The organism is Bradymonas sediminis (genome assembly GCF_003258315.1).
In the GTDB taxonomy this organism is placed as follows: Bacteria; Myxococcota_A; Bradymonadia; order Bradymonadales; family Bradymonadaceae; genus Bradymonas; species Bradymonas sediminis.
Map to the genome: position 1 here is coordinate 1576522 of NZ_CP030032.1, position 23790 is coordinate 1600311.

The 23790-nt window shown below is 61.3% G+C and carries 19 protein-coding genes; 5 read left to right on the forward strand and 14 right to left on the reverse strand.

The window, feature by feature from the left end; all coding sequences use genetic code 11:
• Positions 1–90: 90 nt before the first annotated feature.
• Positions 91–1194: an alkene reductase gene (locus tag DN745_RS05860; RefSeq protein WP_111332947.1), complete on the reverse strand. Its 1104-nt coding sequence runs from the start codon at positions 1192–1194 to the stop codon at positions 91–93.
• 114 nt (positions 1195–1308) lie between these two features.
• Here DN745_RS05860 and DN745_RS05865 point away from each other — a divergent pair, with 114 nt between their 5' ends.
• From DN745_RS05865 to DN745_RS05875, 3 genes are read left to right on the forward strand one after another with little or no spacing between them, the layout of a single operon-like run.
• Positions 1309–1899, forward strand: a complete 591-nt coding sequence (locus tag DN745_RS05865) for a methylated-DNA--[protein]-cysteine S-methyltransferase (protein WP_162687488.1) — start codon at positions 1309–1311, stop codon at positions 1897–1899.
• Positions 1896–2549 carry a DNA oxidative demethylase AlkB gene (alkB, locus tag DN745_RS05870; protein ID WP_111332950.1) on the forward strand — a complete coding sequence of 218 codons (654 nt, stop codon included), beginning with the start codon at positions 1896–1898 and terminating at the stop codon, positions 2547–2549. Before DN745_RS05865 ends, alkB begins: the two co-directional genes overlap by 4 nt.
• A gap of 21 nt (positions 2550–2570) precedes the next feature.
• A complete protein-coding gene (locus DN745_RS05875; protein ID WP_162687489.1) occupies positions 2571–3359 on the forward strand; it encodes an alpha/beta fold hydrolase in 789 nt (262 codons plus the stop codon).
• A gap of 57 nt (positions 3360–3416) precedes the next feature.
• On the opposite strand, the gene DN745_RS05880 is transcribed toward DN745_RS05875, so the two are convergent.
• From DN745_RS05880 to DN745_RS05895, 4 genes are all read right to left on the reverse strand, one after another.
• Entirely contained in the window at positions 3417–5231 is a 1815-nt protein-coding gene (locus DN745_RS05880) for an ABCB family ABC transporter ATP-binding protein/permease (protein WP_111332954.1), read from the reverse strand.
• An 82-nt stretch (positions 5232–5313) separates the two neighbouring features.
• Positions 5314–5955: a lysophospholipid acyltransferase family protein gene (locus DN745_RS05885; RefSeq protein WP_111332955.1), complete on the reverse strand. Its 642-nt coding sequence runs from the start codon at positions 5953–5955 to the stop codon at positions 5314–5316.
• Between the two features lie 41 nt (positions 5956–5996).
• Entirely contained in the window at positions 5997–6359 is a 363-nt protein-coding gene (locus tag DN745_RS05890) for a hypothetical protein (RefSeq protein WP_111332957.1), read from the reverse strand.
• A gap of 141 nt (positions 6360–6500) precedes the next feature.
• Entirely contained in the window at positions 6501–8273 is a 1773-nt protein-coding gene (locus DN745_RS05895) for a hypothetical protein (protein WP_133622048.1), read from the reverse strand.
• A 430-nt stretch (positions 8274–8703) separates the two neighbouring features.
• Here DN745_RS05895 and DN745_RS05900 point away from each other — a divergent pair, with 430 nt between their 5' ends.
• Positions 8704–10428, forward strand: a complete 1725-nt coding sequence (locus tag DN745_RS05900; protein WP_162687490.1) for a PAS domain-containing sensor histidine kinase — start codon at positions 8704–8706, stop codon at positions 10426–10428.
• A gap of 208 nt (positions 10429–10636) precedes the next feature.
• On the forward strand, positions 10637–11503 hold the full coding sequence (locus DN745_RS05905; protein ID WP_133622050.1) for a hypothetical protein: 867 nt from the start codon (positions 10637–10639) through the stop codon (positions 11501–11503).
• A 1202-nt stretch (positions 11504–12705) separates the two neighbouring features.
• On the opposite strand, the gene DN745_RS19240 is transcribed toward DN745_RS05905, so the two are convergent.
• The 9 genes from DN745_RS19240 to DN745_RS05955 form a co-directional block, all read right to left on the reverse strand.
• Positions 12706–12870, reverse strand: a complete 165-nt coding sequence (locus tag DN745_RS19240) for a hypothetical protein (protein ID WP_162687491.1) — start codon at positions 12868–12870, stop codon at positions 12706–12708.
• Positions 12867–15071: a ferrous iron transport protein B gene (gene feoB, locus DN745_RS05910; protein ID WP_111332963.1), complete on the reverse strand. Its 2205-nt coding sequence runs from the start codon at positions 15069–15071 to the stop codon at positions 12867–12869. Before feoB ends, DN745_RS19240 begins: the two co-directional genes overlap by 4 nt.
• Positions 15068–15328, reverse strand: a complete 261-nt coding sequence (locus DN745_RS05915) for a FeoA family protein (RefSeq protein ID WP_111332965.1) — start codon at positions 15326–15328, stop codon at positions 15068–15070. Before DN745_RS05915 ends, feoB begins: the two co-directional genes overlap by 4 nt.
• A 313-nt stretch (positions 15329–15641) precedes the next feature.
• A complete protein-coding gene (locus DN745_RS19245; RefSeq protein WP_162687492.1) occupies positions 15642–16355 on the reverse strand; it encodes a hypothetical protein in 714 nt (237 codons plus the stop codon).
• Between the two features lie 279 nt (positions 16356–16634).
• Positions 16635–17342, reverse strand: coding sequence for a hypothetical protein (locus DN745_RS05930; RefSeq protein ID WP_111332968.1), 708 nt, complete (start codon positions 17340–17342; stop codon positions 16635–16637).
• Positions 17343–17558: 216 nt separating this feature from the next.
• Positions 17559–18746: a hypothetical protein gene (locus DN745_RS19250; RefSeq protein ID WP_133622051.1), complete on the reverse strand. Its 1188-nt coding sequence runs from the start codon at positions 18744–18746 to the stop codon at positions 17559–17561.
• A 240-nt stretch (positions 18747–18986) separates the two neighbouring features.
• Positions 18987–20660, reverse strand: coding sequence for a hypothetical protein (locus DN745_RS05945; RefSeq protein WP_111332971.1), 1674 nt, complete (start codon positions 20658–20660; stop codon positions 18987–18989).
• Positions 20661–20901: 241 nt separating this feature from the next.
• Positions 20902–21762 carry an ICP22 family protein gene (locus DN745_RS05950; RefSeq protein WP_111332973.1) on the reverse strand — a complete coding sequence of 287 codons (861 nt, stop codon included), beginning with the start codon at positions 21760–21762 and terminating at the stop codon, positions 20902–20904.
• Between the two features lie 268 nt (positions 21763–22030).
• Complete coding sequence (locus DN745_RS05955) at positions 22031–23713, reverse strand: hypothetical protein (RefSeq protein ID WP_133622053.1); 1683 nt, start codon at positions 23711–23713, stop codon at positions 22031–22033.
• Positions 23714–23790: the final 77 nt, after the last annotated feature.

Genomic DNA, 23790 nt, shown 5'->3' on the forward strand with positions numbered 1-23790 from the left:
CACCGGTGTCCAGTCCTATCGACGCGCGTCTGAATCCTTCCCGAACAACACGTTTTGTGAGCGCATATTTTCGTGGGCTCCGCCGCTCGCCTAGGCGCTCTGGTAGGCCGGATAGTCGGTATATCCCTCGGTGCCGCCGCCGTAGATCGTCTCGGCGTTGGGCGTGGCGATCGGCCAGTTATTTTGCATGCGCGCGACCAGGTCGGGGTTTGCGATATAGGGAACCCCGAAGGCCGCTAGATCGATGAGTCCTTCGTTTAGCAGGGAGTCTGCGAGGGCGCGGTTGAGACCGCCCGCCATCATCAGCACGCCGTCATAGGCTGCGCGAAAGCGCCCCAAAAAGTCCGGCTTAATGCAGCGCTGGTCGCCGCTGAGCTGATTATTAAAATGCACAAACGCCAGCGTTCGCGCGTTGAGCTGCTCGGCCATATAGAGCCAGGTTTGCTCCTCGTCGGCGAAGGGGTGCATATCTGCAAAGCGCCCGAATGGGGCGAAGCGAATCGCGGTGCGCTCCCCGCCAATGCGCGCGACAACGGCGTCGAGCACCTCAAGGGCGAGGCGAGCGCGGTTTTCGATGGTCGCGCCGCCGTAGCGGTCGGCGCGGGTGTTGAGCGTGGCGTTGATAAATTGCTCGATCAGGTAGCCGTTGGCGGCGTGAATCTCGACGCCATCGAAGCCCGCGCGGATCGCGTTTTCGGCCGCCTGTGCGTAATCCTCGATGGTCTGCTGGATCTCGGCGATGCTCAGGGCGCGCGGCGTGGCCGGCGGGATGCGCCCGGGTGTGCCATCGTCGCGGTAGCCATAGCAGGTCGAGTTTTTCGCCTGCACCGCCACCGAGCTTACGGGCGCGCCGCCATCGGCGCGCGCCGACGGATGAGAGATGCGCCCGACATGCCAGAGCTGGGCGAAGATGCGACCGCCTGCCTGATGCACCGACTCGGTCACCGGGCGCCACGCCTCGACCTGTGCTTCGGTGTACAGGCCCGGCACAAAGAGATAGCCCTGACTCTGCTCAGAGATCGCGACGCCCTCACTGATGATGAGGCCGGCCGACGCGCGTTGGGTATAATAGAGCGCGGTTTGGGCGTCGGCTTTCCCCTCATCAACCGCGCGCGAGCGCGTCATCGGGGCCATTGCGACGCGATTCTTCAGGGTAATCGCCCCCAAGTTGAAAGGTTCGAAGAGGCTGGACATAATGCGTTCCTTTTAAGACCTTCGGCGTGCGAATGGATGCGCTGATTGGCATCGCTGCGCCGTATAAAATTCTCGCGGCGACTTATCGCGACGCGCCACTGATGCGAGATGAACATGAAGCAAAAAAACGCCCGGATTGGCAGCGAAGCGCCCGCGGTTTCGTATCTCCTGGGCGAATCCTCGCTCGATATGGTGTTGGTAGCGCAGACTCCCAGAGGCGTCTGCGCGATATTTATGGGGGAGGACAGCGACGCGCTTGAGCGCGCGCTGCAAAAACTCTATCCCAACGCCAGGCGCGCCGATACTAGACACGCATCGCCCAATGTGAAGGGCGTATTTGCAAAGATTATAGCCTTTATCGACGCGCCCGCCCACGAACTCGACATCGCGCTCGACCTTCACGGAACGGAGTTTCAGCAACAGGTCTGGCAGGCGTTGCGCCAAGTCCCGCTCGGGCACCGGGCGACCTACGCCGAGATTGCCCGGGCGATCGGCCGACCCACCGCCTCACGCGCAGTCGCGGGAGCTTGCGCCGCCAACCGTGTGTCGCTGGCCGTGCCGTGTCATCGCATCGTGCGAAGTGACGGCGGTTTGTCCGGGTATCGTTGGGGCGTCGCGCGAAAGCGCGCCTTGCTCGAGCGCGAGGCTGCCGCCCGGGGGCAGCAATTGATCTTCGAGACTTCGTCCCTGAGTGGCAAATCATGACCCTGGAATTATTCAATGACCCCGGCATGGCCGGGCCCGACCGCCAGGAATTGGCCGCCGGCGCGCTGGTGCTTCGCCGCTTCGCCCAGCCCAGCATGGACGCGCTGATCCGCGGCCTGAGCCGCATTATCCGCCAGTCGCCGTTTCGCCATTGGCAGACCCCGGGCGGCCACCGCATGTCGGTCGCGATGAGCAATTGCGGGGCACTGGGTTGGGTGAGCGACCATCGCGGTTACCGCTACCAGCAGATTGATCCCAACAGCGGCCAACCCTGGCCCGAGATGCCCCAGGCCTTCAAAGCACTCGCCAAAAGCGCCGCGGCCGAGGCTGGCTTCGATGGGTTCGTCCCCGATAGCTGTCTTATCAATCAATATGAGCCCGGCGCGCGCATGTCGCTGCATCAGGACAAAAACGAGCGCGACTTCGGCCAGCCGATCGTCTCGGTCTCCCTGGGCATCGCGGCGGTTTTCGAGTTCGGCGGCATATCCCGGGGCGACCGGGTTCAGGCTGTCCCGCTGCAGCACGCCGATGTCATGGTCTGGGGCGGTCCGGCGCGCCTTCGCTTCCACGGCGTGCGAAAACTCAGCGACGCCGAACACCCCGTGCTTGGCAGACGCCGCATCAACCTGACCTTTCGCCACGCCGGCTAAGCATACCCAATGAGGCAAATTGTGAAGTTAGTTAGCGCAACCCAGCTATCCGAAGGTCCCGGAGCCAGCGCCCCCACGCTCGTCTTCTTACACGGGTTTATGGGCGGACCGGCCGACTATGCGCCGATGATTGAGCGCCTGGGGAGGCGCTATCGGTGCATCGGCGTGGAGCTCGCCGGCCACGGCAAAACCCCGCTGCCGGACACCTCCATCTCACTGCGCCAGCTCGCCAGACCCTTGCGAGAAGACGTGCTCGCGCCGTTGGGGAGGCCGACGCTCGTCGGCTATTCGATGGGTGGTCGCCTGGCCCTCCAATGCGCCCTCGACTACCCGGAGAGCGTCGCGAACCTCGTCCTAATTTCGACCTCACCGGGCATCGAGGACACCGCGCAACGCGAACTTCGTCGCGCCCAGGACGCCCTGCGCGCCACCCGTATTCGCCAGGAATTCGACGCCTTCCTCGCCGATTGGTACCGGCTGCCCATCTTCGGCGGCCTGCGCAACACCTCCGGCTTCGAGGCGATGCTCGCCCGTCGAAAGGCTCAAAACCCCGCGGCCATCGCCCGGGTCATCACCGAGCTTAGCCCCGGGCTCCAGCCTTCAAATTGGCCGCGCCTCGACGCGCTGCGGGGCGACGCGCCCAAGACCACCTGGCTCGTCGGCGCAGACGATCCCAAATACCACCAACTCGGCCAAAAACTCGCCGCCCTCGACCACCAGGTTCGCACCGCCGCCCACGCCGCCCACGCCCTGCATATCGAGCGCCCCGAGTGGTGCGCGCAGCAGATTGAGATGCTGGTCGAAAGTTGACTCGGAGGCTTAGGCGCGCGCGCGGAGACCATCGAAGTCGCTGCGTACGCTACAAACTCAAGGGCTCAGCGGCTCTACCGACGCCTCGCAGCTATCATCCTCCGCCTGCTGCAGGCGCCACATATTCGTATAGACGCCGTTCAGGACCATGAGTTCGGCGTGGGTGCCGCGCTCGCTGATGCGGCCGCCGTCCATCACCAGGATCTCGTCGCTGTCGGTGATGGTCGACAGGCGATGCGCGATGGAGATGGTGGTGTGCTCGGCGGCGACGTCGCGCAGCGCGCTCAAGATGGACTGCTCGCTGGCGGAGTCGAGCGAGGAGGTCGCCTCGTCGAAGATCAATATGCGCGGGTTTTTGAGCACCGCGCGGGCGATGGCCACGCGCTGCTTCTCGCCGCCCGACAGCTTCAGCCCGCGCTCGCCGACCACGGTGTCGTAGCCGTCGGGGAGGGATTCGATAAAGTCGTGGATCGCCGCCACGCGCGCGGCCTCGACGACCTCCTCGCGGGTCGCGTCGAGGTTGGCGTAGTGGATATTATAGAAGATCGTGTCGTTAAAGAGGACCGTGTCCTGGGGGACGATGGCGATGGCGTCGCGCACGCTTCGCTGGGTTGCCTTCGCGATGTCCTGCCCGTCGAGGGTGATGGTGCCGGCGTCGACGTCGTAGAATCGGTAGAGCAGGCGAGCGAGGGTGGACTTTCCGGCGCCGCTGGGGCCGACGATGGCGAGTTTTTTGCCGGCGGGGACCCGAAAGCTCAGGCCGTGGATAATCTGGCGCTCGGCGTCATAGCCAAACTCGACCTCCTCGAAGCGCACCTCACCAAGCTCGACCTTCAGGTCCTGGGCGTCGGGGATATCCTGGACCTCGGGCTCCCGGTCGAGCAGCTCAAACATGCGCTCCATATCGCTCAGCGCGTGCTTGATGACGCTATAGATCGTGCCGAGAAACCCGAGCGGCAAGAAGACCTGGAGCAGGTACGCGTTAACCGCGACCAGGTCGCCCACGCTCATCTCGCCGGCGACCACGCCCTTTGCGGCGAGGACCATGATGAGGGTGACGCCGACCGCGATGACCAGGCCCTGCGTCAGGTTGAGCAGCGACAGCGAGCTTTGGGAGCGCACCGCGGCCGCCTCCCATTTGATAAGATCCTCGTCGTAGCGGGCGACCTCGAACGCCTCGTTGCCGAAATATTTAACCGTCTCATAGTTGATGAGCGCGTCGATGGCGTGGGCGTTTGCGCGCGATTCGGCCTTATTCATGGCGACGCGGTGGCGCAGCCGCCACTCGGTGACCACCAGCGTCAGCGCGACATAGATCGTGAAGGTGACGACCACCACCAACGCGAACCAGGCGTCGTAGGTTTTGAGCAAAACCGCGGCGACCAGCCCGATCTCGACCAGCGTCGGAACGATGCGAAAAAGCAGGTAATTCAACAGGTTACTGATGCTGCTCGCCCCGCGGTTGATGTCGCGGGTGATGGCGCCGGTCTGGCGTTCAAGGTGGAAGCGCAGCGACAAATCGTGCAGGTGACTGATGACCTGCAAGGAGATCTTGCGCATGATCCCGTAGCGCATGCGCGCGAAGAGGGCCGCTCGCAATTCCTCAAAAGCCGACGCGGTAAAGCGCAGCGCCCCGTAGCCGAGCAAGAGGCCCAGCGGCAGGGCGAGTATGGCGCCCGAGGAGGCGTCGAGCACATCGACCATGCGCTTGAGCACCAGCGGCACGCTGACCGTGGCGACCTTCGCCAGCAGCAGCAGCACCATCGCGATGATCGAGCGCCCCCGATACTCCCAAATATAGGGCAGCAGGGTGCGAAAAATCTCCCAATCTAATTTGGGTGCGGAGGGGGTCTCGGTGCGTCGTGCGCGCATGGAATATCTGTCGGAGGAGAGGTCGCCAGAGTAAAGAACTCGGCCAAGACGTTGTCTTTGGCCGAGTTATAAAACAGCCGAGTTAAGCCGTTTCTTCGATGGATTGTTCGGCTTTTGCCGCGGCCGCTTTGGGCGCCTCAGCGGCATCCTCGGCGGCTTCGTCTTCGACCCGAAGCCTCGGAGGTGTGTATTGGTCGTGGTTTCGGCCTTCTTTGCCCGCGTAGAACTCGCGGACCTGCTCCATCACGACCTCGACCGGCTGGGACGAGTCGATGATGGGTCCCAGGCCGCCGCGCCTGGTCTTATAGTCGAGGTAGCCCAGCACGATCGGCACATCGGCCGCGCGCGCGATATAATAGAAGCCGGACTTCCAATATTTGCGCTTGGAGCGGGTGCCCTCCGGGGCGATCCCCAAGGCCATGCGGTCGGCTTGGGCGAAGGCGTCGGCGATCTGGTCGACGAAGTTGCGGCTCTTCGATCGATCGACCGGGATGCCGCCGAGTTTTTTGAAGAGGCCGCCGACCGGCGGGCGAAACATCGTATGTTTGCCGACAAAAAAGAATTTCATGTCGATCATCGCCGCCACCGCCAGCGTGATCGGGAAGTCCCAATTGCTGGTATGCGGCGCGGCGATGATTACAAATTTGTCGACGCCTTCGGGCAGCTCGGAGTCCACGCTCCAGCCCACGAGTTTGAGGTAAATCTTGGCGAAAAATTTAAGCACGGCGTCTCGTTGGGCTGTGGTGGATTTATGTCGAAATCGACTTAGCTAGCTTTGGCCTCTTGTTTGGAGGCGTTCTTCTTGATGACGGCAGACCAGGCCGACAATAGCGTAATCACCGCGCCGCCGGCCAGCATGCTCACTAGAACGAGGGTATTATCGGTGGGGCTGATGACCAGGGGGGTCAGGATGGCGATGACGCCGGTGGCCGCCGCGGCCCAGGAGAAGGCCGGGACTTTGCTGGTAAACCCGGCCGAGGCGAACATCGCCGCACAGCAACCCGCGACATAGGTGAGCCAACCTTCGGCGATGGTCAAAGAGCTAATCTCGAGGCCCAAAACAAGCGCCAACCAAACACCGGCGAGCATGGCGACGGCGTCCTGCCAATAGATATCAAAGTCTTTCATGATTGGGTTCCTAAGGGGTTTTAGGGGCGGTTTTTACGGACTACTACCTTAACTCGGCAAGCCCTTAGCCCATCCTCGCACCGAATTAAAGCCAAGATTGTCTGTCCGCAAGGTTTGCGCGCTGGCGGGCCTCCTCAAACCTTAAGTTAGACCCGAGCCTAGCGTCTCAAAGAGCGCCCGGGGCACAAAGAAGTGGTTGACGCTGATGGACGGGTTGGGCCGTCCAGGGCGCGCGTAGGGATAGATGGTGCGGGTGCGCGTGGCGTAGGCGTCCATGCGCACATAGCCTGCGCGGGTCGCGCATTCGCTCCACGCCGCCCGCAGCGGCGCCCCCAGCCGCGGGGTCGGGCGAGGGGAGGCCGGGCGCAGGCATTGTCCCGACTTCTCGTGCACATATTTAAAGCCCGCGTGGTAGGTATTCCAGGCGGTCGCGCGCAGGTCGTCGATCGACAGGGCGTTCTCCTCGGTGAAGAGCAAAACGATGCCCGCATCCTGATATTCCTTAAAGATCTCGACCATGCTCGCGTCGGTCTGGTCGCGCGCTTCATGAAAGCCGTTGCCCACCAGCATCACCGCGCCCTGGGTGGATACGCCGGCGGCGCGCAGCGCGTCGAGCAGGCGCCCGGGTTTTCCGATATCGGCCTGGCGCACAAACTCCATATTTTTGGGCAGTCGCCCGGCCTGTTGTTCGAGCACCGCCGCGTCGATGGCGGCGTCTTCCAGGTCGGCGCCAAAGTAGCGAATTGTGTCTTCGCCAGAGCGCTCAAATCGCTGGCGCGTCGCCTCCCCGCGCCCAATCGCGTGTTCGATAAAAACGTCATACGCAAAGCCGGTGTCGGCGGCGAAGCGGTCGAGCGCGTCGTTGGCCAGCCGGAAGGTCTTGCGGTTGGCGTCCTGGCTCGCCCCGACATTCTCGCCGCGGCGCACCCAGACGTTGCTGCGCCCGTGCAGAAGAATCTCGCGGGCCTGGGCCATATAGGGGTGGTAGGTTTGGATGATGCCAAAGGGGCCGGGGCCGCGCGCGAAACCGCGCGCGCCCAACGCGTTGACGCTCCACCGGGCGTCGTCGACCCGGGTGACCCAACCCGCTGACTCCAGGATATTGAGCGCCGCGCGGGCGCCTTCCTTATTGTCGGCGCTGAGGTCGCCCGGGCGAAGCGCCACGCCTTCGCGCAACTCCTTGGTTCGCCTGGCTGCGCGCAATCCCAGCACAACCGGCACGAGCAGATAGCCCAATTGGACTTCGTCCAGGGTCGGAATCCAGTGGTTTTGCGCGACCTCGACGCGCCGCGGCGGGGCGCTCGCGCCCAGGGTTTCCAGCGCGCGCGCTTCTTCGGGGGTCAGCGTTTTTTGCGCATCGAAGAGCTTCGCCCAGACCATCGCCGCCGGGATCGGGTGGGACCCGGGAATGGGGTTCAATTGCTCAAGCAGCGCGGCGACGCGTGGGTGGCCGGCGATGCGAAACGTCTCGTCATATTGCTCGACGATCCCGCGGGCTAGCAGAAAGTCGAGGTCGATGGCCAATTGTTCGGCGTCGAGCAAGACCTCCTCGCCGTCGACCCTGACCCGGCAATCCTGCGGGTCGATCGCCTCGCCTGCCAGCAATCGCGCGCCGAGGCCAAGCTCCTGGTGCACGCCCAGGATGTGGCGCATCAGCCATAGGTCCGGGGGCGCGGTGATCGCCGCGGTCTGCACCGCCCGCCGGACCACCTCACACGCGCGCCGCACATTCTCGGCGCCCTCAACCCCCAGCAAGTCCTCGTGTTCGGCCGCCGCCGATTTCAAGGTCTCGCAGGCGGTGAGCACCCGCGTGCCCATGGAAAATAGGTGCGCGATGGTGTCGCGAAATATCTCGAAGGCGCGCCGGTCTAGGTAGGCAAATCCCGCGCTGCTCATGCCAGTGGGGAGACTCACAACCGGCAATAATCTCAGGGCGACTGGGTCCTCGCTGAGCGCTGGATATTTTGCGAGGGTCTCTCTGATCTGTCGGGAGCTAAACTTACGATTCATGGATTCACCGGGGACAATGGATATGAATCAACCCACCGCCGGGCGCGCGGCGGCGCGGGCTTGGTGGTGGTCGTCTTTGTGCGAGAAATACCGGGGGATTTAACATCATTGTCGCCGCAGATGTCCAGCCCCTCGCCGCGCGCCGGGCCGCCTGATTTCGATCATATTGGTTGCCCTGTGCCTTGCTTTCCTTCTATATTGGTGAACTCACGATTACAGATTGAGTTCTGGTGAAGGCTGTGTGCAGGGGGGCTGGTTAGTCCGTCAAAACGTCAACGAGATGGCGTTTCTGGCCCGCGCCTCAATCTGTCAAAAACTCGCGTCGAGACGTATTATGAGCGCTGCATTTATCGACTATTTTATCCCCGAGAGTTCGGCGGATGTGACCGGGGTTGACGTAAAGCATGCCCGCATCGGCATCACCGTCGTCTTTGTGATCATCTTCTGGGCCTTTCTGGGCGGACTCCTCGCGATCGCGACCGGGCTGTACGGGTCGTCCATCGCCATGTTTCTGGGGATTGTTGTGGTCGGCAGCGCGCCGTTTGTGCTGCGCTCAACCGGCAACCTGAGCCTGACCGGGCATCTGGTGTTGGGGCCGGTTTTCGCGGTTCTATTGTGGACGATCTATGAGGGCGGGGGATTGTATAGCTCGTCGACCGTGTGGTTGCCGGTGCTGCCCCTGCTCGCGTCGTTATTTCAGGGCAACCGGACCGCGCGAGTGTGGCTGGCCATCGTCGTCTTCAGCTTTCTGGGAATCCTTGGCGCGACCTTGGCAGGCGTTCCCTTCCCCGAAATTAGCTCGCAGCGCGAAGCCGATATCCAATTCGGGCTGGGGCTGGTCGGGGTGGGCGTGACCTCCTTTGTGCTCTTGCAGCTCAAGGACAATATTCAGAGCTGGCTGGCCGGGACGTTGCGCCAGAAGGAAGCCGAAACCCGCGCGGTGCTCGAGACCGCCCCCGACGGGATTCTGACCGTTCATATTGGCGGCGAAATACTCAACGCCAACCCCGCCGCCGGGTGCATCTTCGAGCGCGACCCGCAGCAAATAATCGGGCGAAATATCGCTGAGCTTGTCACCTCGCTGGACGCCGGCGCCCTGAGCCGCATCGTGGAGGGCCAGACCTTTGGCGACACCCTCGAGCATTGCGGCCAACGCGAGTCCACCGGAGAGTTCCCCCTCGAGATCGCCTTTGGCCGCCACGAGGACCGCCTCGTCCTGGTATTTCGCGACATCACCGAGCGAAAAGTGGTGAATGAGCAACTTCGTAGCGCCCGCGACGCCGCCATCGAGGCGAGTCAGGCCAAGAGCGAGTTCCTCGCCCGGATGAGCCATGAACTGCGCACGCCGCTGAACGCGGTGATTGGCTATTCGGAGATGATTCAGGAAGACATCGGCCTCATGCAGGAAGATGAGGTCGACAATGTCGCGGCCGTCACCGGTTTTTTGCCCGATGTCGAGCGCATCCGCTCAGCCGGCAAGCATCTGCTGGCGCTGGTCAGTGACATCCTCGAGTTGTCCAAAGTCGAGGCCGGTCAAATGGACGTATATATCGAGGAATTCGACGTCGTGGAATTAGTCCAAGATATCGAGAATACCCTGGCGCCGCTGGCCATAAAGTCGGGCGATACCTTTCGCGTACAGACCGCGGAGGGCCTGGGAACGATGCGCTCTGATGCGACCAAGGTTCGCCAGATCTTATATAATTTATTGAGCAATGCCTTTAAGTTTACCAAAGACGGCGAAGTTTCCCTGCGGGTATTCGCCCCGGCGACGACGCCGCGGGCGATCCATTTTGAGATCAAGGATACCGGCGTCGGCATGAGCAGCGAGGAGATCGGGCGGGTCTTCGAGGCCTTCGCCCAGGCGGACTCCTCCACCACGCGCCAATACGGCGGCACCGGGCTGGGGCTGACGATCACGCGCCATTTCTGCGCGCTCCTGGGCGGCAGCATCGACGTTGAGTCGACCCCGGGAAATGGCAGCCTATTTCGCATTCGCCTGGCCGCGGACATGCGCCCCGCGCCCGCGACGCCAGCGGTGCTCCCGGCGGAGGTTTAGCCACGGCGGATGGCTGTCTACCCTTGTAAATTAGACCGTAGTTCGGGATGCTACCGGCCTCACGATTCCAATTTAGTATTCTTAATTTTGAGAGTGGATTATGCGAAGAGTTATTCTGTGTTTCGTATGCGCTGCGGCTTTGGTTGGATTTTCAAGTGGCTGCGGAGATGACGAGGGAAGCAAGGCCGCGCCGGTTAGTTTGGAGTCCATGCCCCAAGCGTATTCAAGCGCCGTTTGTGAGCGTATTTTCTCCTGCTGCTCGGCGCAGGAAATCACCGAGGAGCTAAACGACGCCGCATTTAGTACAGAAGAAGAGTGTCTCAACACATTTGGCGCCCAGCTGGAAAAATCACTCCAAGGAGTGCAGGACGCGGTCGCCCAGGGGCGCAGCAGCTACGACTCAAATAGGGCCGGCGAGTGTATTAGCGACATGCGGGCGGCGGCCTGCTCCGAGGGGCTTTGGCCCGGCGTCAATCCGGCGCCCCCCTCATGCGACCTTGTATTCGTTGGGCTGGTTGATATGGGCGGAGACTGCGCAACCACTGAGGAGTGTCGTGAGGGCCAGTGTGTCGGCGCTGAGCGCGACGAAACAACCGGTATGGCATCGAAAATGGGCGTGTGTTCGCCGCTGGGCGGGCTCGACGACCCGTGCGATTGGAAGGATGACTGCCAGGACGGGTATTTTTGCTCCTACCGCTATGATCCTGTCACTCAGGAGAGCGCCTCGAGCTGCCAGGTCATCGCTGAAGTTGGCGAGGAATGTCTGCAATTTGGCTGCGTCGACGGCGCGTATTGCGATGTGGATGCTTTCGACTCTTCGGCCTCCGAGACCTGTAAGGCGTATAAAACCATGGGCGACACATGCGCGCCGGGCCGAGGCCAGTGCGACCCCCAGACCTCCTATTGCCCCAATTCTAGCTCGGGCGATAGCGAGTGCACCGCGCTGAAATCTATCGACGAGGCATGTGAGAGTGGCCTGGAGTGCGAGAGCAACCGCTGTGAGTCAGCCGACTCGGACAGCAGTGGTAATTTGGTGTGCGTGCCGTACGCACCTCAAGTCTGCATGGGGGCCTGATGCGTTTGCGTCCTGGTGTGTCCGGAGAAAGTTGGCGAGCCCGCCCTTGGGGCCGGCTCGCCATTGAATCTAATTCTTTGGAAGATGAAATGCGTCCAATATTTAAACCGTTTTTACTCCTTAGCGTCATATTCACCATGTCTGTAGCCTGTGGCGACCCGGATGATGGATCCATAACAAGAGAAGGCGAAGACTCCGATGATGCCTCAATAGCGGTAGAGCAATGGTCGAGCGCTTACGCGGCAGCGATTTGTGAACAGGCATTCTCCTGTTGCTCGACCGAAGAGATCCTATTGGCTTTCGGCCGCTATTATTCGGATTATCAGAGCGAGGCTCAATGCCGCGTTGAATTCGGCTCGATTATGTCTCTCAATAATCAATTGAGGGTCAATGCGGTTGCAGCCGGGCGCATGGAATACAACGCTGATACAGCAGCGGAATGCCTTCGTGAACTCCAGCGGAGGTCATGTGCCGAGACAATCATTCCGCTAGACGGTTCGATCGACGCGTGCGAGCACGTTTTCCGAGCAAAGGTCGCTGATGGCGGCGAATGTAGCGCATCGGAGGAATGTGTCGAGGGCCATTATTGCGTCGGTCTTGAGTTTGGAAATACTGACAAGTTAGGTCTATGTCGCCCGCGGACTGGCGCTGGTGACGATTGCGGAGACGCTGCTGGAGCCTGCATGGAGGGGTATGAGTGTATCCGAACATGGAGTCCCGATACAGACAACGAATGGGTCAACCACTGCGAGAAAATCGGCGAAATCGGCGAGGAGTGCGCATTTAATTGTGTTGAAGGGGCCTATTGTGATGCGGACGGTATGTGTCGTGCGAGCAAAGGGGGGGGCCAACTCTGCTCGACGAGCGAGGAGTGTGATGCGGACACCTATTGCGACCCCGATGCTGCCGTGGGTGAGCGCACGTGTATTACAGGCTTAATCGACGATTGGGAGCCTTGCGACAATAGCGACCAATGTAGGAGCGGGAGTTGTGGAATCCACCAAGATCCAAACGCTCCAGTCTGCATTAGTGAAGCGCCTGCCGTGTGCACCAACGGGTGACGGCGAGGAGCCTGAGGGGCTTCGTTGACCGTATAATTTTCGAGGCCCCCGACTTCGCCCGGCGAAGTTGGGGGCCTCGTTTTATTTCGCGCGCCTCAATAGGCCAGGGTGAAGTGGCGCCGCCGACTCTTAATGACTCAATCAGTCATCGTCGCATTTAGCGCATCCGCCGCCCGATGTGGGGCCGTCGGCCGGCGCCGCTTTGAATACCAATCTTGAAACCCAGCCGGTGATACCAAAGCGCCAGAGCAGCCAATAGAAGGCGAGCAGGGCGATGCCGGCGGCGATCCAATCTTGAGTAGTCATAGCAGTAGGTTTCCTATCTTCGTGGTGAGGAACGCGCCGATATAGGCCAGCAGCGTCATATAACTAAACGCGATAGCGGGCCATTTCCAGGAGCCGGTGACTCGGCGCATGATCGCGAGGGTCGCGAAGCATTGCATGCACAGCGCGAAGAACACCATGATCGACATGGCCACCGGGATCGTAAAGACCTTGGAGCCGTCGGGGTGGCGGCTGTCCTGCAGCGCGCTCCTTAAGCCCTGGGACTCCTCGTCGGCGTCGGAGCCCACGCTATAGATGGTGCCCAGGGTCGCCACGATAATCTCACGCGCCGGGAAGCTCGCCAGCACGCTCATGCTCAACTTCCAATCCCAACCAAGCGGCGCGAATACGGGCTCAATCGTCTTCCCCATGCTCGCCAGATAGCTATGGTTGATATTGGCCGATTCCTCCTGGTGGTCGATCTCGACCAGGGCGGCGGCTTGTTTTTCCTCGTCGAATCCCTGGACCATGACCTCCTGGCGCGCCTCTTCGAATTCGAGATTTCGCACCTCGGAGCGCGGGAAATACGTCAGCGCCCAGACGACGATAGAGACGGCCAAGATGACCGTGCCCGCGTCGACGAGGAACGCCTTTGCCTGCCCGCCCGCGGTCGCCAGTACGGTCTTCCAGGCCGGCCATTTATAGCTCGGAAGCTCCATCACGAAGCTCGGCGACGGGCCCTTGAGCACGGTCCGCTTCAGGATAAACGCCACCGGCACGGCCACGATGATGCCCAGCGAATACATCGCCATGAGCACCAGGCTTTGCAGATTGATAAAGCCGGCGACGTAGACCGCCGGCACAAAGGCCGCGATGATCAGGATATACACCGGCAGGCGCGCCGAGCAGCTCATCAGGGGGATCACGAGGATGGTCGCCATGCGGTCCTTATGGTCCGCGATGGTGCGCGCCGACATGATCGACGGGATGGCGCAGGCGAAGCCCGAGAGCATCGGGATAAACGAGGTGCCCGACAGGCCCACCTTGCTCATCACCTTATCCATCAGCACCGCCGCGCGCGCCAGGTAGCCGCAATCCTCGAGGATGGCGATAAACAGGAAGAGGATGAAAATCTGGGGCACGAAGACGATGACCCCGCCGACCCCGCCGATGATGCCATCGGCGACCAGGCTTTGCAGCGCGCCGGGCGGCATCATCTCGCGCACCACGTCGCCCAGGCTGCCAAAGACGCCCTCGATAAGGTCCATGGCGGGCGCCGCCCAGGCAAAGATCGCCTGGAAGATGGTCACCATGATGACCACAAAGAGCGCGGTGCCCCAGACCTTATGGGTGATGATCGCGTCAATTTTATCGCTGGAGGTGGCGACCCGCACGTCGGGTTTGGTGACGACTCCGTCGAGCAGCTCGGCGACCCAGCTATAGCGCGCGTGCGCCTCAAGGGCGGGCAGCACGCGCTGGGTGGTAATATCTTTTCTGATCTTCTCCAGGGTCGGGCGCAGCGCCTTGGCGGTCTTATCGTCGAGCAATTGCAGCAGATACCCGTCGACGTCGAAGATCATGCGCAGGCGCACGAAATCCGGCGGCACGGGCGCGCCGGCGGCTTCAAAGGCCGCGCCAAGCTCGGCCAATCCGTCGAGCACGGGCTGGGCGTGGACCTGATGTTCGGGCGGCAGGACGGCCTCGTGGCCCTCCTGGTCGATGCGCGCGATTTGCGCCGACACCGCGGCCTTCAGCTCTTCGATTCCCTCAGATTTTTGGGCGTGAACCGGCACCACGGGAACGCCAAGGCGCTCGGTGAGCAGGTCGATATCGATGGTGATGTTATTCTTTCGGGCGACGTCGACCATGGTCAACGCGACCACCACCGGGCGTTTGCTCTCGAGAATCTGGGAGTAGAGGTAGAGGTTTCGCCGCAGGTTTGAGGCGTCCAGGATCACCAGCAGCAGGTCGGCCGGGTGGTCGGCGAACTCGTGGGCCCACGCGATCATATCGACCGCGACCATCTCGTCGGGCGAGTGCGCGGCCAGGGAATAGATCCCCGGCAGGTCGATGAGGTCGGCCTTTTGCTCCCCGAGAGCCACCGTGCCGACCTTGCGGTCGACCGTCACGCCAGCGTAGTTGCCGACTTTGTGTCGCAGCCCCGTGAGCGCGTTGAAGAGGGTCGTTTTACCGGTGTTGGGGTTTCCAACCAGCGCGATTTGTGGGGTGCGATCTAAGCTCATTGAATTTCGACCAAGTCGGCTTCGTTGCGGCGCAGCGAGAGATGGTAATCAAAGACACAGATCTCGACGGGGCCGCCGAAGGGCGCATAGCGCACGACTTCGATCTCATTCCCCTCAAGCAATCCCATCTCATAGAGGCGCTGAACCGTGCGTCCTTTTCCGCAAAGGCGGCAGATCTTAGCCGTCTCACCGGGTTTCAAATCACTGAGTTTACGGCCGATGAAGTTCGGTTGAGTAATTTGGAGTGCCGCAGACATGATGGACCTCGAGGGTTGAGATTAAGCGTAGATATTGAAAGCCAATATCAATACAGCGCCACCATAGTTGAAAATCGTTTTCATTATCAAGGGTGAACTGGCGATTGGGGCGTGGAATTTGCCGGAATCGGAGGGGAATCTGCGATTTTCTTGGGATTTGCGGCCGGGAGCGGGGCACTTTAGCGGTATTTGGCGCTATTTTTCAATAAAAAACACCCAGACCAATCGCCGAGACGGCGTGATCTGGGTGGATTTATCTCAAGTCGTCTCCCAAGGCGGAGGTCGACTCAAGCTTGGCTTAACACAGGCGGGGTTACTCCGCCGGTGCCGGCGCCGGCATTTCATTGAAGTCGAAGCTATCGACGCACCAGCCGCTATTCTCGTCGTCGACGTTGACGAATTGCGCGCCGGTGAGGGTTGCCTTGAAGACGCCTGCCTCGGTGTCCATCTCGGTGATGGTGAACTCACCGGCGACCGCCGCGTAGTTCACTTCGCAGGAGCCCGTGCTCGCCGTGCCAACGGGGCAATTGACGCCGATGGTCAGGCACTCCATGCACGAGACGGGATCGGGATCGTCGACCGGGTAGGGCACGCCGACTTCATAGGTGAAGTCCTGGGAGAACATCTCTCCGTAGAGCTCGAGCACCATCTGGTCCTGCGGATACGCTTCGCCGCTGGTTTCGCGCACGACGATGACGCCCTGGTCGGCCATCAGCTCGCTATGCATGGAGACGAAACCGTTGGTGTCGCAGGCGTCTTCGGTGGTGTCGCCTTCTTCGGTGGTGTCACCTTCTTCGGTGGTGTCACCTTCTTCGGTGGTGTCGCCTTCTTCGGTGGTGTCGCCTTCTTCGGTGGTGTCACCTTCTTCGGTGGTGTCACCTTCTTCGGTGGTGTCGCCTTCTTGGGTCACATCACTTTCGTCGATGACGTCGGCGGAGGTGTTATTGTCTTTGGACTTGTCGTCATCGTCGCCACAAGCCGTGAGGCCCAGGCTGAACGCGGCGGCCAGGCAAAGCATCGTCAACATTTTCTTGCTTTCAATCATCTTTCGCATCGGGGTTCGCTCCGTATGAATCGGGGTATCGCTCAAAAATTATGTGTTTCTACAGTCCAGCAGTGTGAGCTATCACGCCGGAGGAGCAGCTCAAAGGGGCGCATTTCTGTTTTGCGCAGAGGTAAAGGGCCGTCGGTGCGCGCGCAAGGTAGAATGAAATAAAAACCGGTCTTCGCGGTGTCGCAAAGACCGGGTTTATTTATCCATCCTTAGGCGGTTTCGCTGCTGCGTTTTGACCGACTTGCCGCGCGATTACTCGGGATCGGGAAACGCTTCGACGGCGATGTCGAAGGCGAGCGAGTCGATGCAATAGCCTGCGCCGTTGGCGACGGGGGTGGTCTCCAGGGTGTCGAAGTTAATCGTGACTTCGGCCAACTCCAGACCGGTGAAGGTCGCGGTGAATTGCCCGCCGGGCGCGCCGAAGCTCGTGATATCGAGCGTGCCGCTTTGCGCCATATAGGTGCGGGTCGGGTTGCCGGCCTCATCAAATGTATTGATCATCACGCAATTGCTGCAGGTGGCGTAATCACCGTCGTCGATCTGGTATTGCCCGGGGCCCGAGGCGCCGCCCAGGTCGCCGTAGAGCTCGATAAGCATCTCGTCGAGCGGGAGCTCTTCGGAGTTGGTGAGGTACGCCTTTAAGACAGAGTCTTCGGCGGAGGCGAACGCTTGCGACATTTCGGCGGCTTCGACGAAGCCGTTGGTGTCGCAGGTCGCGCCTTCGCCGGTGGTGTCGCTTTCGCCGGTGGTGTCGCTTTCGCCGGTGGTGTCGCTTTCGCCAGTGGTGTCGCCTTCGCCAGTGGTATCGCCTTCGCCAGTGGCATCGCTTTCGTCGACGACGTCAGCTTGGGTATTATTGTCATCCTTCTTTGCGTCGTCTCCGCAAGCCGTCGTCAGGCTGAACGCGGCGGCCAGGCAGAGGAGCGTAAGAAGTCGTTTGCTTTCGATTATTTTGGTCATTGCATCTGCTCCGAGACATTTATGGGTGAGCCAGGAAGTCCGGCTCTCTTTTCTGATAGCAAGGGCTGCGGCTCAGATCAAATTATTGGAAGGGATTGTGCGGCGGCGTTGGCAGCAAAAAGCCCGGGCCGCCTCATCGCGAAGATTGGGCGGCCCGGGCGCTCGCGCTGCGTCGCGCATCGATGAGGAGCAATGCGGTGACGCGTGGCGCACGGATTAATCGCCAACAGGGGCAAATCCGCTGATCGTGATCGAGTCAACGCACCAGCCGGCGGCGTTGTCGACGTTGATGGTGTGCAGCCCCTCCTGGTCTACTTCGATGAATTGCGCGTTCTCGATCAGGCCGACGAACTCACCGGTGGTCTCGTCGAGCGTGGTGATCGTAAGCGTACCGGCGCCTGCGTTATAGCGCGTGTCGCAGGTGCCGCCGCTGATGTCGGCGCTCTCTTCGGTGCAGTTGGTCTGAATCGACAGGCAGGTCTCGCAGGTATTGTAGTTGAGGTCGTCAATCTGGTAGACGCCGCCGGCCTCATAGTCGCCGTAGAGCTCCAGGCGCATCTCGTCACGCGGGAACGCCTCGGTGGTCGTCGCGGTCGCCAGGATCGCGCCGAAAGACGAGAAGAAGATGTTATTGTAGGTGGCGGTGAAGCCTTCGGTGCCGTCCGCGCACACCGGGGCGGTCCAGACCGGCGCGCCCGGCAGCGGCTTGGTCGACATGCTCAGCGCGGTGTCGTCGAGGCAGGTGACTTCGCCGTTGACCACGAAGTCGTTCGCGTCTGCGTCAAACTCCTCCAGGACAATATCGTTGAGCGTGGCCTCGAAGGCGCCGCCTTCGGTCGGCTCGAAGACCGTGATCGTCATCGTGCCCTCGGTGGCCAGGAAGTATTTAGCGCAGCCTTCTTCGGTGCAGCCCTCGCCAGTGAAGATGGAGAGCGTCGGCTCGGTCTCAAGGTCGAGCGTTCCAAGCGTGGCGACCGACGGATCCCGGCCGAATCCAATCTGGAAATAGGTGTCGTCAACCAGGGCGAAGACCGACCAATCATCGTAAAAATCGTCTTCTTCCAGGACGAGGTCGCCCGGAATCGTCGGATTCTGGCAGGTGCCTTCGCCGGTGGTGTCGCCTTCGTCGGTCACATCTCCTTCGCCGGTGGTGTCGCCTTCGTCGGTGGTGTCGCCTTCGCCGGTGGTGTCGCCTTCGCCGGTGGTGTCGCCTTCGCCGGTGGTGTCGCCTTCGTCGGTGGTGTCGCCTTCGTCGGTTACATCACCTTCATCGACGACGTCGGCCGCGGTGTTTTTGTCTTTGGCGTTATCATCGTCGTCGCCACAGGCCGTGGTCGTGAGACCGAGGGCCGCGGCCAGGCATAGGAGGGTCAACAGGCGTTTGCTTTCCAATAGCGTCTTCATAATCTTGCTCAATATAGTTGAAGTAAAATAGCAGTTGCTCGCCGCTCGGCGAGCGCAATATCCCGCACTGCATAGTTGATTTTGGCGTGGCGGGGAAGGGGGGCATGCGAGGGGACGCCGATGGAGCGAGCCCCGAAAACGCGACAAACCCGCGCTTCGCAGAGTCGCGAAGCGCGGGTTTGTCTATGCCAGGCTGGGGTGCCCTCGACGCATCAACTCAGCGTCGTGTCACCCGCCGGATTATGCTTCTTCGTCGAGGTAGTCGCCGGTGAACACGACTTCGTCGATGCAGAAACCAGCGCCGTTCTCCACGATATTGCCGGTCGCGTCGATTTCGACGAATTTGGCGCCCGTGACTTTAAGCACGAGCTCGCCGGTGGTCTCGTCATGCGTCTGGACGAGGACGGTCCCGTCACCCGCGGCGTAGTTCGTCTCGCAGTTGAAGTCAGCCACGGTGCAGTTGGTGCCCAGGTTCAACTGGAACTCACCTTCTGCGTAGGGCTCTTCGAGGTTGTGAGTGCTGCCTTCGGCGTAGGTGGCGATGTCACCGTTGACGATGAGCGAGAGGTGGTCACGGCCGTCGGTGTCCGAGGTGAAGGCGTCTGCGAAGAAGACGAATCCCCAGAGCTCGAAATACTCGGTGAGCGCGGCGTCGGGGGTGAAGCCGCTGCCGATGCCGGCGTCGCCACAGGTCGGGGCAACGTAATCAGCGGGGAGGTTGAACGTTCCCTCGATCTCGATCGAGTCGATGCACCAGCCGGCGCCGCCTTCGACGATCTCGGTGCTAAAGCCGCTGTCGTCCACTTCGACCAGGCGCGCGTCGGTCAGCGTGGCTTTGAACGCGCCGGTGGTGTCGTCCAGGGTGTTGATCGTGACCGTACCTTCACCTGCGCGGTACTCGGTGGCGCATGTTCCGGCGGTGTCGTCACATTCGGTCTCGATGATGACGCAGTTGACGCAGTTGAACGAGTCGAACTCGTCGACGGCATAGTCTTGGCCGACCACATACGGATCGGGGGAGGTCAGCTCGAGGGTCAGACGGTCGTATTTACCGTCGACGTCGGCTTCGGTTTTGCTAACAGCGACGATTTCGCCGTTATAGACGAAGGTACCGGTGGTGCTGCCAGCTTCGGCTGCGAAGCCGTTGGAGACGCCTGCGTCGGTGCACACCGGCGCTTCAAAGACCGGGCCTTCTTCGCCGTCATCGCCTTCGATGGTGAGGTCGAAGTCGATGCTGTCGATGCAATAGCCAGCGCCGTCGACGACCGGGACGGTGGTCGCGTCTTCTTCGTTGGCGAACTCAACTTCGACCATCACCGCGTTGGTGATCGAGGCGGTGAATTGCTCACCGATGGCGCCGAAGTTGGTGATCTCGAGCGTGCCGCTCTCGGGCAGATACATCTTGGTGGCGTTGCCTTCGGCGTCGACGCTGTTGATGATCAAGCAGTTGCCGCAAGCCTCGTAGTCGGTCCCGGCGAGGTCGAAGGTGCCGGCCTCGGTGGTTCCGCCGTAGTCGGCCCACAGCTCGAGCGTGAGCTGATCCAGGGGCGTGGTGTCGGCGTTCTGAGCGGTCAAGCGCAGCAGCCCGCCATCGTTGAGGCTCTCGGCGATCGCCGCGGTGGCCACGTAGCCGTCGGTGTCACAGGTGCCCTCGTCGGTGGTGTCGCCCTCGTCGGTGGTGTCGCCCTCGTCGGTGGTGTCGCCTTCGTCGGTGGTGTCACCTTCGTCGGTGGTGTCACCTTCGTCGGTGGTGTCACCTTCGTCGGTCACATCACTGTCGTCGATGACGTCAGCGGAGGTGTTATTGTCTTTGGACTTGTCATCATCGTCGCCACAAGCCGTCGTCGTAAGGCTGATTGCCGCTGCCAGGCAGAGCATCGAGAGCCATTTTTTGCTGCTAAAAATCTTCGTCATTGAAGCTTCTCCATGAAATTAAAATATGAATATGTTATGCGATCTCGACTACTATCAAGAGCAATTGGGCGCCATTATTAAGGGAAATCGGTTTTTGAAGCAAGCTGGGAGGCCCGAGGCCGCCCGCACCGTGATCGTCATTGGATGAATCGTCGGTGAGGGGCTGGCCAAAACGCGCAAAACCCGCCCGACGCGCTTATCGCGTCGGGCGGGTTTATTTGTGACGGGCGAGCCCAGGGTTTTAGCGGGCTTCGGTCACATCCAAGACGACATCGATGATATAGGAGTCGATGCACCATCCACCGCCATTGGGGACGATGGTCGACTCCAGGTTTGCGTCGCCGCCCTGGGTCACTTCGACGAACTCCGCGTTGCGAAGCGTTGCTTTGAACTCACCACTCTGCGCATCGAAGGCATCGATGGTGAGCTCGCCGGCCCGCGCGTTATAGTTGGTCTCGCAGTCACCTTCGACGTCACACCCGGTTTGGATGATGACGCATTGCAGGCAGCTTGCGTAGTTATAGTCGTCGACGGGGTAGGTGCTGCCGGCGACGTATGGGGTAGGGGAGGGGGCGATGACGGTATCGCCATAGAGCTCGACGCGCAGCCGCGTGTAGAGCTGGGTGGTCTCGTCGGCGCTGGTTCCCGCGAGCACCCCGATAGCCCCGCTGCCGTCTAGGTCGCCGAATTGCGCGCTGGTCACCAGGCCAACTTCGACCCCGGCGTCGACGTCATCGCAGAACGCTCCTTCGTCGACGGTATCCCCCTCATCGGTGACATCGCCCGCATCGGTGACATCGCCCGCATCGGTGACATCGCCCGCATCGGTGACATCGCCCGCATCGGTGACATCGCCCGCATCGGTGACATCGCCCGCATCGGTGACATCGCCGTCGGTCGCAGTGTCCGGTTCGCCGGAGGCATCTTCCTCGTCGCGGGTATCACCTTCCTGGGTAATATCCGCGTTGTCCTGGACATCGGCGAGCGTGTTGTTGTCGTTGGTGCTGGGGTCATCGTCGCTGCAGGCGGTGCTGCTCAGGCTCAGCGCGGCGACCAGGCACAAGACCATCATGTATTTCTGGCGCGTCAAAAACTTCATCATATGTATATCTCCACGAAAGTCCGACCGGTAAAATATCAGGTATCAACAGCCTATTCGGGCACCCGAATAGGCAGGCCGCCTACTAGATGAGATTGGGGTGGCAGGCAAGTCCCGCGGCTTGGTGGGGCGGGCGCCGGGGGCGGATCGCGACTCCTCGGCCCGCCCGAGCGGTTAAACATCAAAAAGCCGGCCTGCGCACGAGGGCGCAGGCCGGCTTTTTAGTCGCTAAGCGGACTCACCGGAGTGAGTCAGCTTTAAGCGTTTATGCTCAGGGAGCGCTCGGCGGAACATAGGTTCCTTCCATGGAGACCGAGCTGATGCACCAGCCGGAGCCGTCATCGCCGACCAGGACCGCGTCCTGGACCGTGAGCTTGAGCACGCCGGTGGTGGCGTCATGCTCGTCGATGAGGATATTACCCTCGGTGGCGGTGTAGACCGTGCCGACACAGTCGCCCATGTCGCCGGTGCACTCCGTCTGGAGCGCCACACAGTTGTCGCAGAGCTGGTCGTCGGTGATCGGGTAGGTTTGGCCGGCCACATAGTCAGCTTCATAGAGGCTAAGCTCAAGCTGATCGTGCGGGTCCGTGGTGGAGGACCAGCCGTTAACAGCGATGAATCCGCCAAAGCCAACATATTCCATGGTCGTTTGCTCGACCGTGTATCCGTTTTGGACGCCGGCGTCGGTGCACTCAAAGGTCTCGACGACTTCGGGGACCTCGAAGGTTCCTTCGATCGCCAGCGTGTCGATGCACCAGCCGCCGCCGTCGGCGACGATGGAGGTGTCGAGGCCGCTCTGCGTGACTTCCACGAGCTCGGCGCCGGTAAGCGTGGCTTTGAACTCGCCGGTGACTTCGTCCATCTCGGTGATGGTGATCTCACCGGCTCCCGCGTTATAACGGCTGGTGCAGGTTTCGGCGGCCAGGTCGCAACCGGTCAGGATCGAGACACAGTTAACACAGGTTGCGTAGTTCACGTCGTCGATCGCGTAGGGCGTGTTGAGCTCATACGCTTCCGGGGTCGAGACGACGCCCGGGGTGTTGGCGTAAAGCTCGACCTGCATGATGTCGACCAGGCCGCTACCGGTGGTCTCGGTGGTCGTGAGGGTCGCCAGGATGGCACCGCTATCGGAGAGCTGACCTTCGGTCGTCGCGGCTTCGAAGCCACTGGCGACGTTCGGGTCGCCGCAGACGGGCGATTCAAAGACCGGCGGCACGGGGCCGCTGCCGCCGAAGGCTTGCAGGGGCAGGTCGAAGTTCATGCTGTCGATGCAATAGCCCGCGCCGTCCGGTACGGGGATCGTGGTGAGCCCATCGCTCTCGTCGAAGGTGACCTCGACCATCTCGACGCCGGTGATCGACGCCGTGAATTGCTCGCCAACAGCGCCGTAATTGGTGATTTCGAGCGTACCAGCCTGGGCGATGAAGGTTTTGGTGACGTTGCCTTCAACGTCCGCGCGGTTGATGAGCAGGCAGTTCGAGCAGGTGGCGTAGTTGCCGTCGTCGAGCTGATAGGTGCCCGCGGCGGTTGCGCCGCCGTCGGCGCCATAAAGCTCGAGGCTGAGCCGGTCGAAGGGCAGCTCCGCCGAGGTATAGGCGAAGACCTTCAGCGTGCCGCCGTCTTCGGGGGCGCGGAAGGCTTCTTGTTCGGCCGCGTTGAATCCGTTCTCGTCGCAGGTCTCTTCGGTGGTGTCACCTTCTTCGGTGGTGTCACCTTCTTCGGTGGCGTCACCTTCTTCGGTGGCGTCACCTTCTTCGGTGGCGTCACCTTCTTCGGTGGTGTCACCTTCTTCGGTGACATCACCTTCTTCGGTGACATCACTCTCGTCGATTACGTCGGCGCCTTTGTTGTTTTCGTTGGCGTCGTCATCGCCGCCGCATGCGGTGGTAAGGCTGAACGCTGCCGCCAGGCACAGCAGGGTCAACCACTTTTTGCTCTCCAAAACGCTTCTCATTTCAATTTCCTTTATAGGGGGAGTTAATTGATTCACCAGTCACAGGGTCGATTTCTAGCGATAAAAGAGGGTTAAAT

Coding starts and splice junctions, on each gene's coding strand:
- DN745_RS05860 (WP_111332947.1), bottom strand. CDS start 1,194: ATGTCCAGCCTCTTCGAACCTTTCAACTTGGGGGCGATTACCCTGAAG.
- DN745_RS05865 (WP_162687488.1), top strand. CDS start 1,309: ATGAAGCAAAAAAACGCCCGGATTGGCAGCGAAGCGCCCGCGGTTTCG.
- alkB (WP_111332950.1), top strand. CDS start 1,896: ATGACCCTGGAATTATTCAATGACCCCGGCATGGCCGGGCCCGACCGC.
- DN745_RS05880 (WP_111332954.1), bottom strand. CDS start 5,231: ATGCGCGCACGACGCACCGAGACCCCCTCCGCACCCAAATTAGATTGG.
- DN745_RS05890 (WP_111332957.1), bottom strand. CDS start 6,359: ATGAAAGACTTTGATATCTATTGGCAGGACGCCGTCGCCATGCTCGCC.
- DN745_RS05900 (WP_162687490.1), top strand. CDS start 8,704: ATGAGCGCTGCATTTATCGACTATTTTATCCCCGAGAGTTCGGCGGAT.
- DN745_RS05905 (WP_133622050.1), top strand. CDS start 10,637: ATGCCCCAAGCGTATTCAAGCGCCGTTTGTGAGCGTATTTTCTCCTGC.
- DN745_RS19240 (WP_162687491.1), bottom strand. CDS start 12,870: ATGACTACTCAAGATTGGATCGCCGCCGGCATCGCCCTGCTCGCCTTC.
- feoB (WP_111332963.1), bottom strand. CDS start 15,071: ATGAGCTTAGATCGCACCCCACAAATCGCGCTGGTTGGAAACCCCAAC.
- DN745_RS05915 (WP_111332965.1), bottom strand. CDS start 15,328: ATGTCTGCGGCACTCCAAATTACTCAACCGAACTTCATCGGCCGTAAA.
- DN745_RS19245 (WP_162687492.1), bottom strand. CDS start 16,355: ATGTTGACGATGCTTTGCCTGGCCGCCGCGTTCAGCCTGGGCCTCACG.
- DN745_RS05930 (WP_111332968.1), bottom strand. CDS start 17,342: ATGACCAAAATAATCGAAAGCAAACGACTTCTTACGCTCCTCTGCCTG.
- DN745_RS19250 (WP_133622051.1), bottom strand. CDS start 18,746: ATGAAGACGCTATTGGAAAGCAAACGCCTGTTGACCCTCCTATGCCTG.
- DN745_RS05945 (WP_111332971.1), bottom strand. CDS start 20,660: ATGACGAAGATTTTTAGCAGCAAAAAATGGCTCTCGATGCTCTGCCTG.
- DN745_RS05950 (WP_111332973.1), bottom strand. CDS start 21,762: ATGATGAAGTTTTTGACGCGCCAGAAATACATGATGGTCTTGTGCCTG.
- DN745_RS05955 (WP_133622053.1), bottom strand. CDS start 23,713: ATGAGAAGCGTTTTGGAGAGCAAAAAGTGGTTGACCCTGCTGTGCCTG.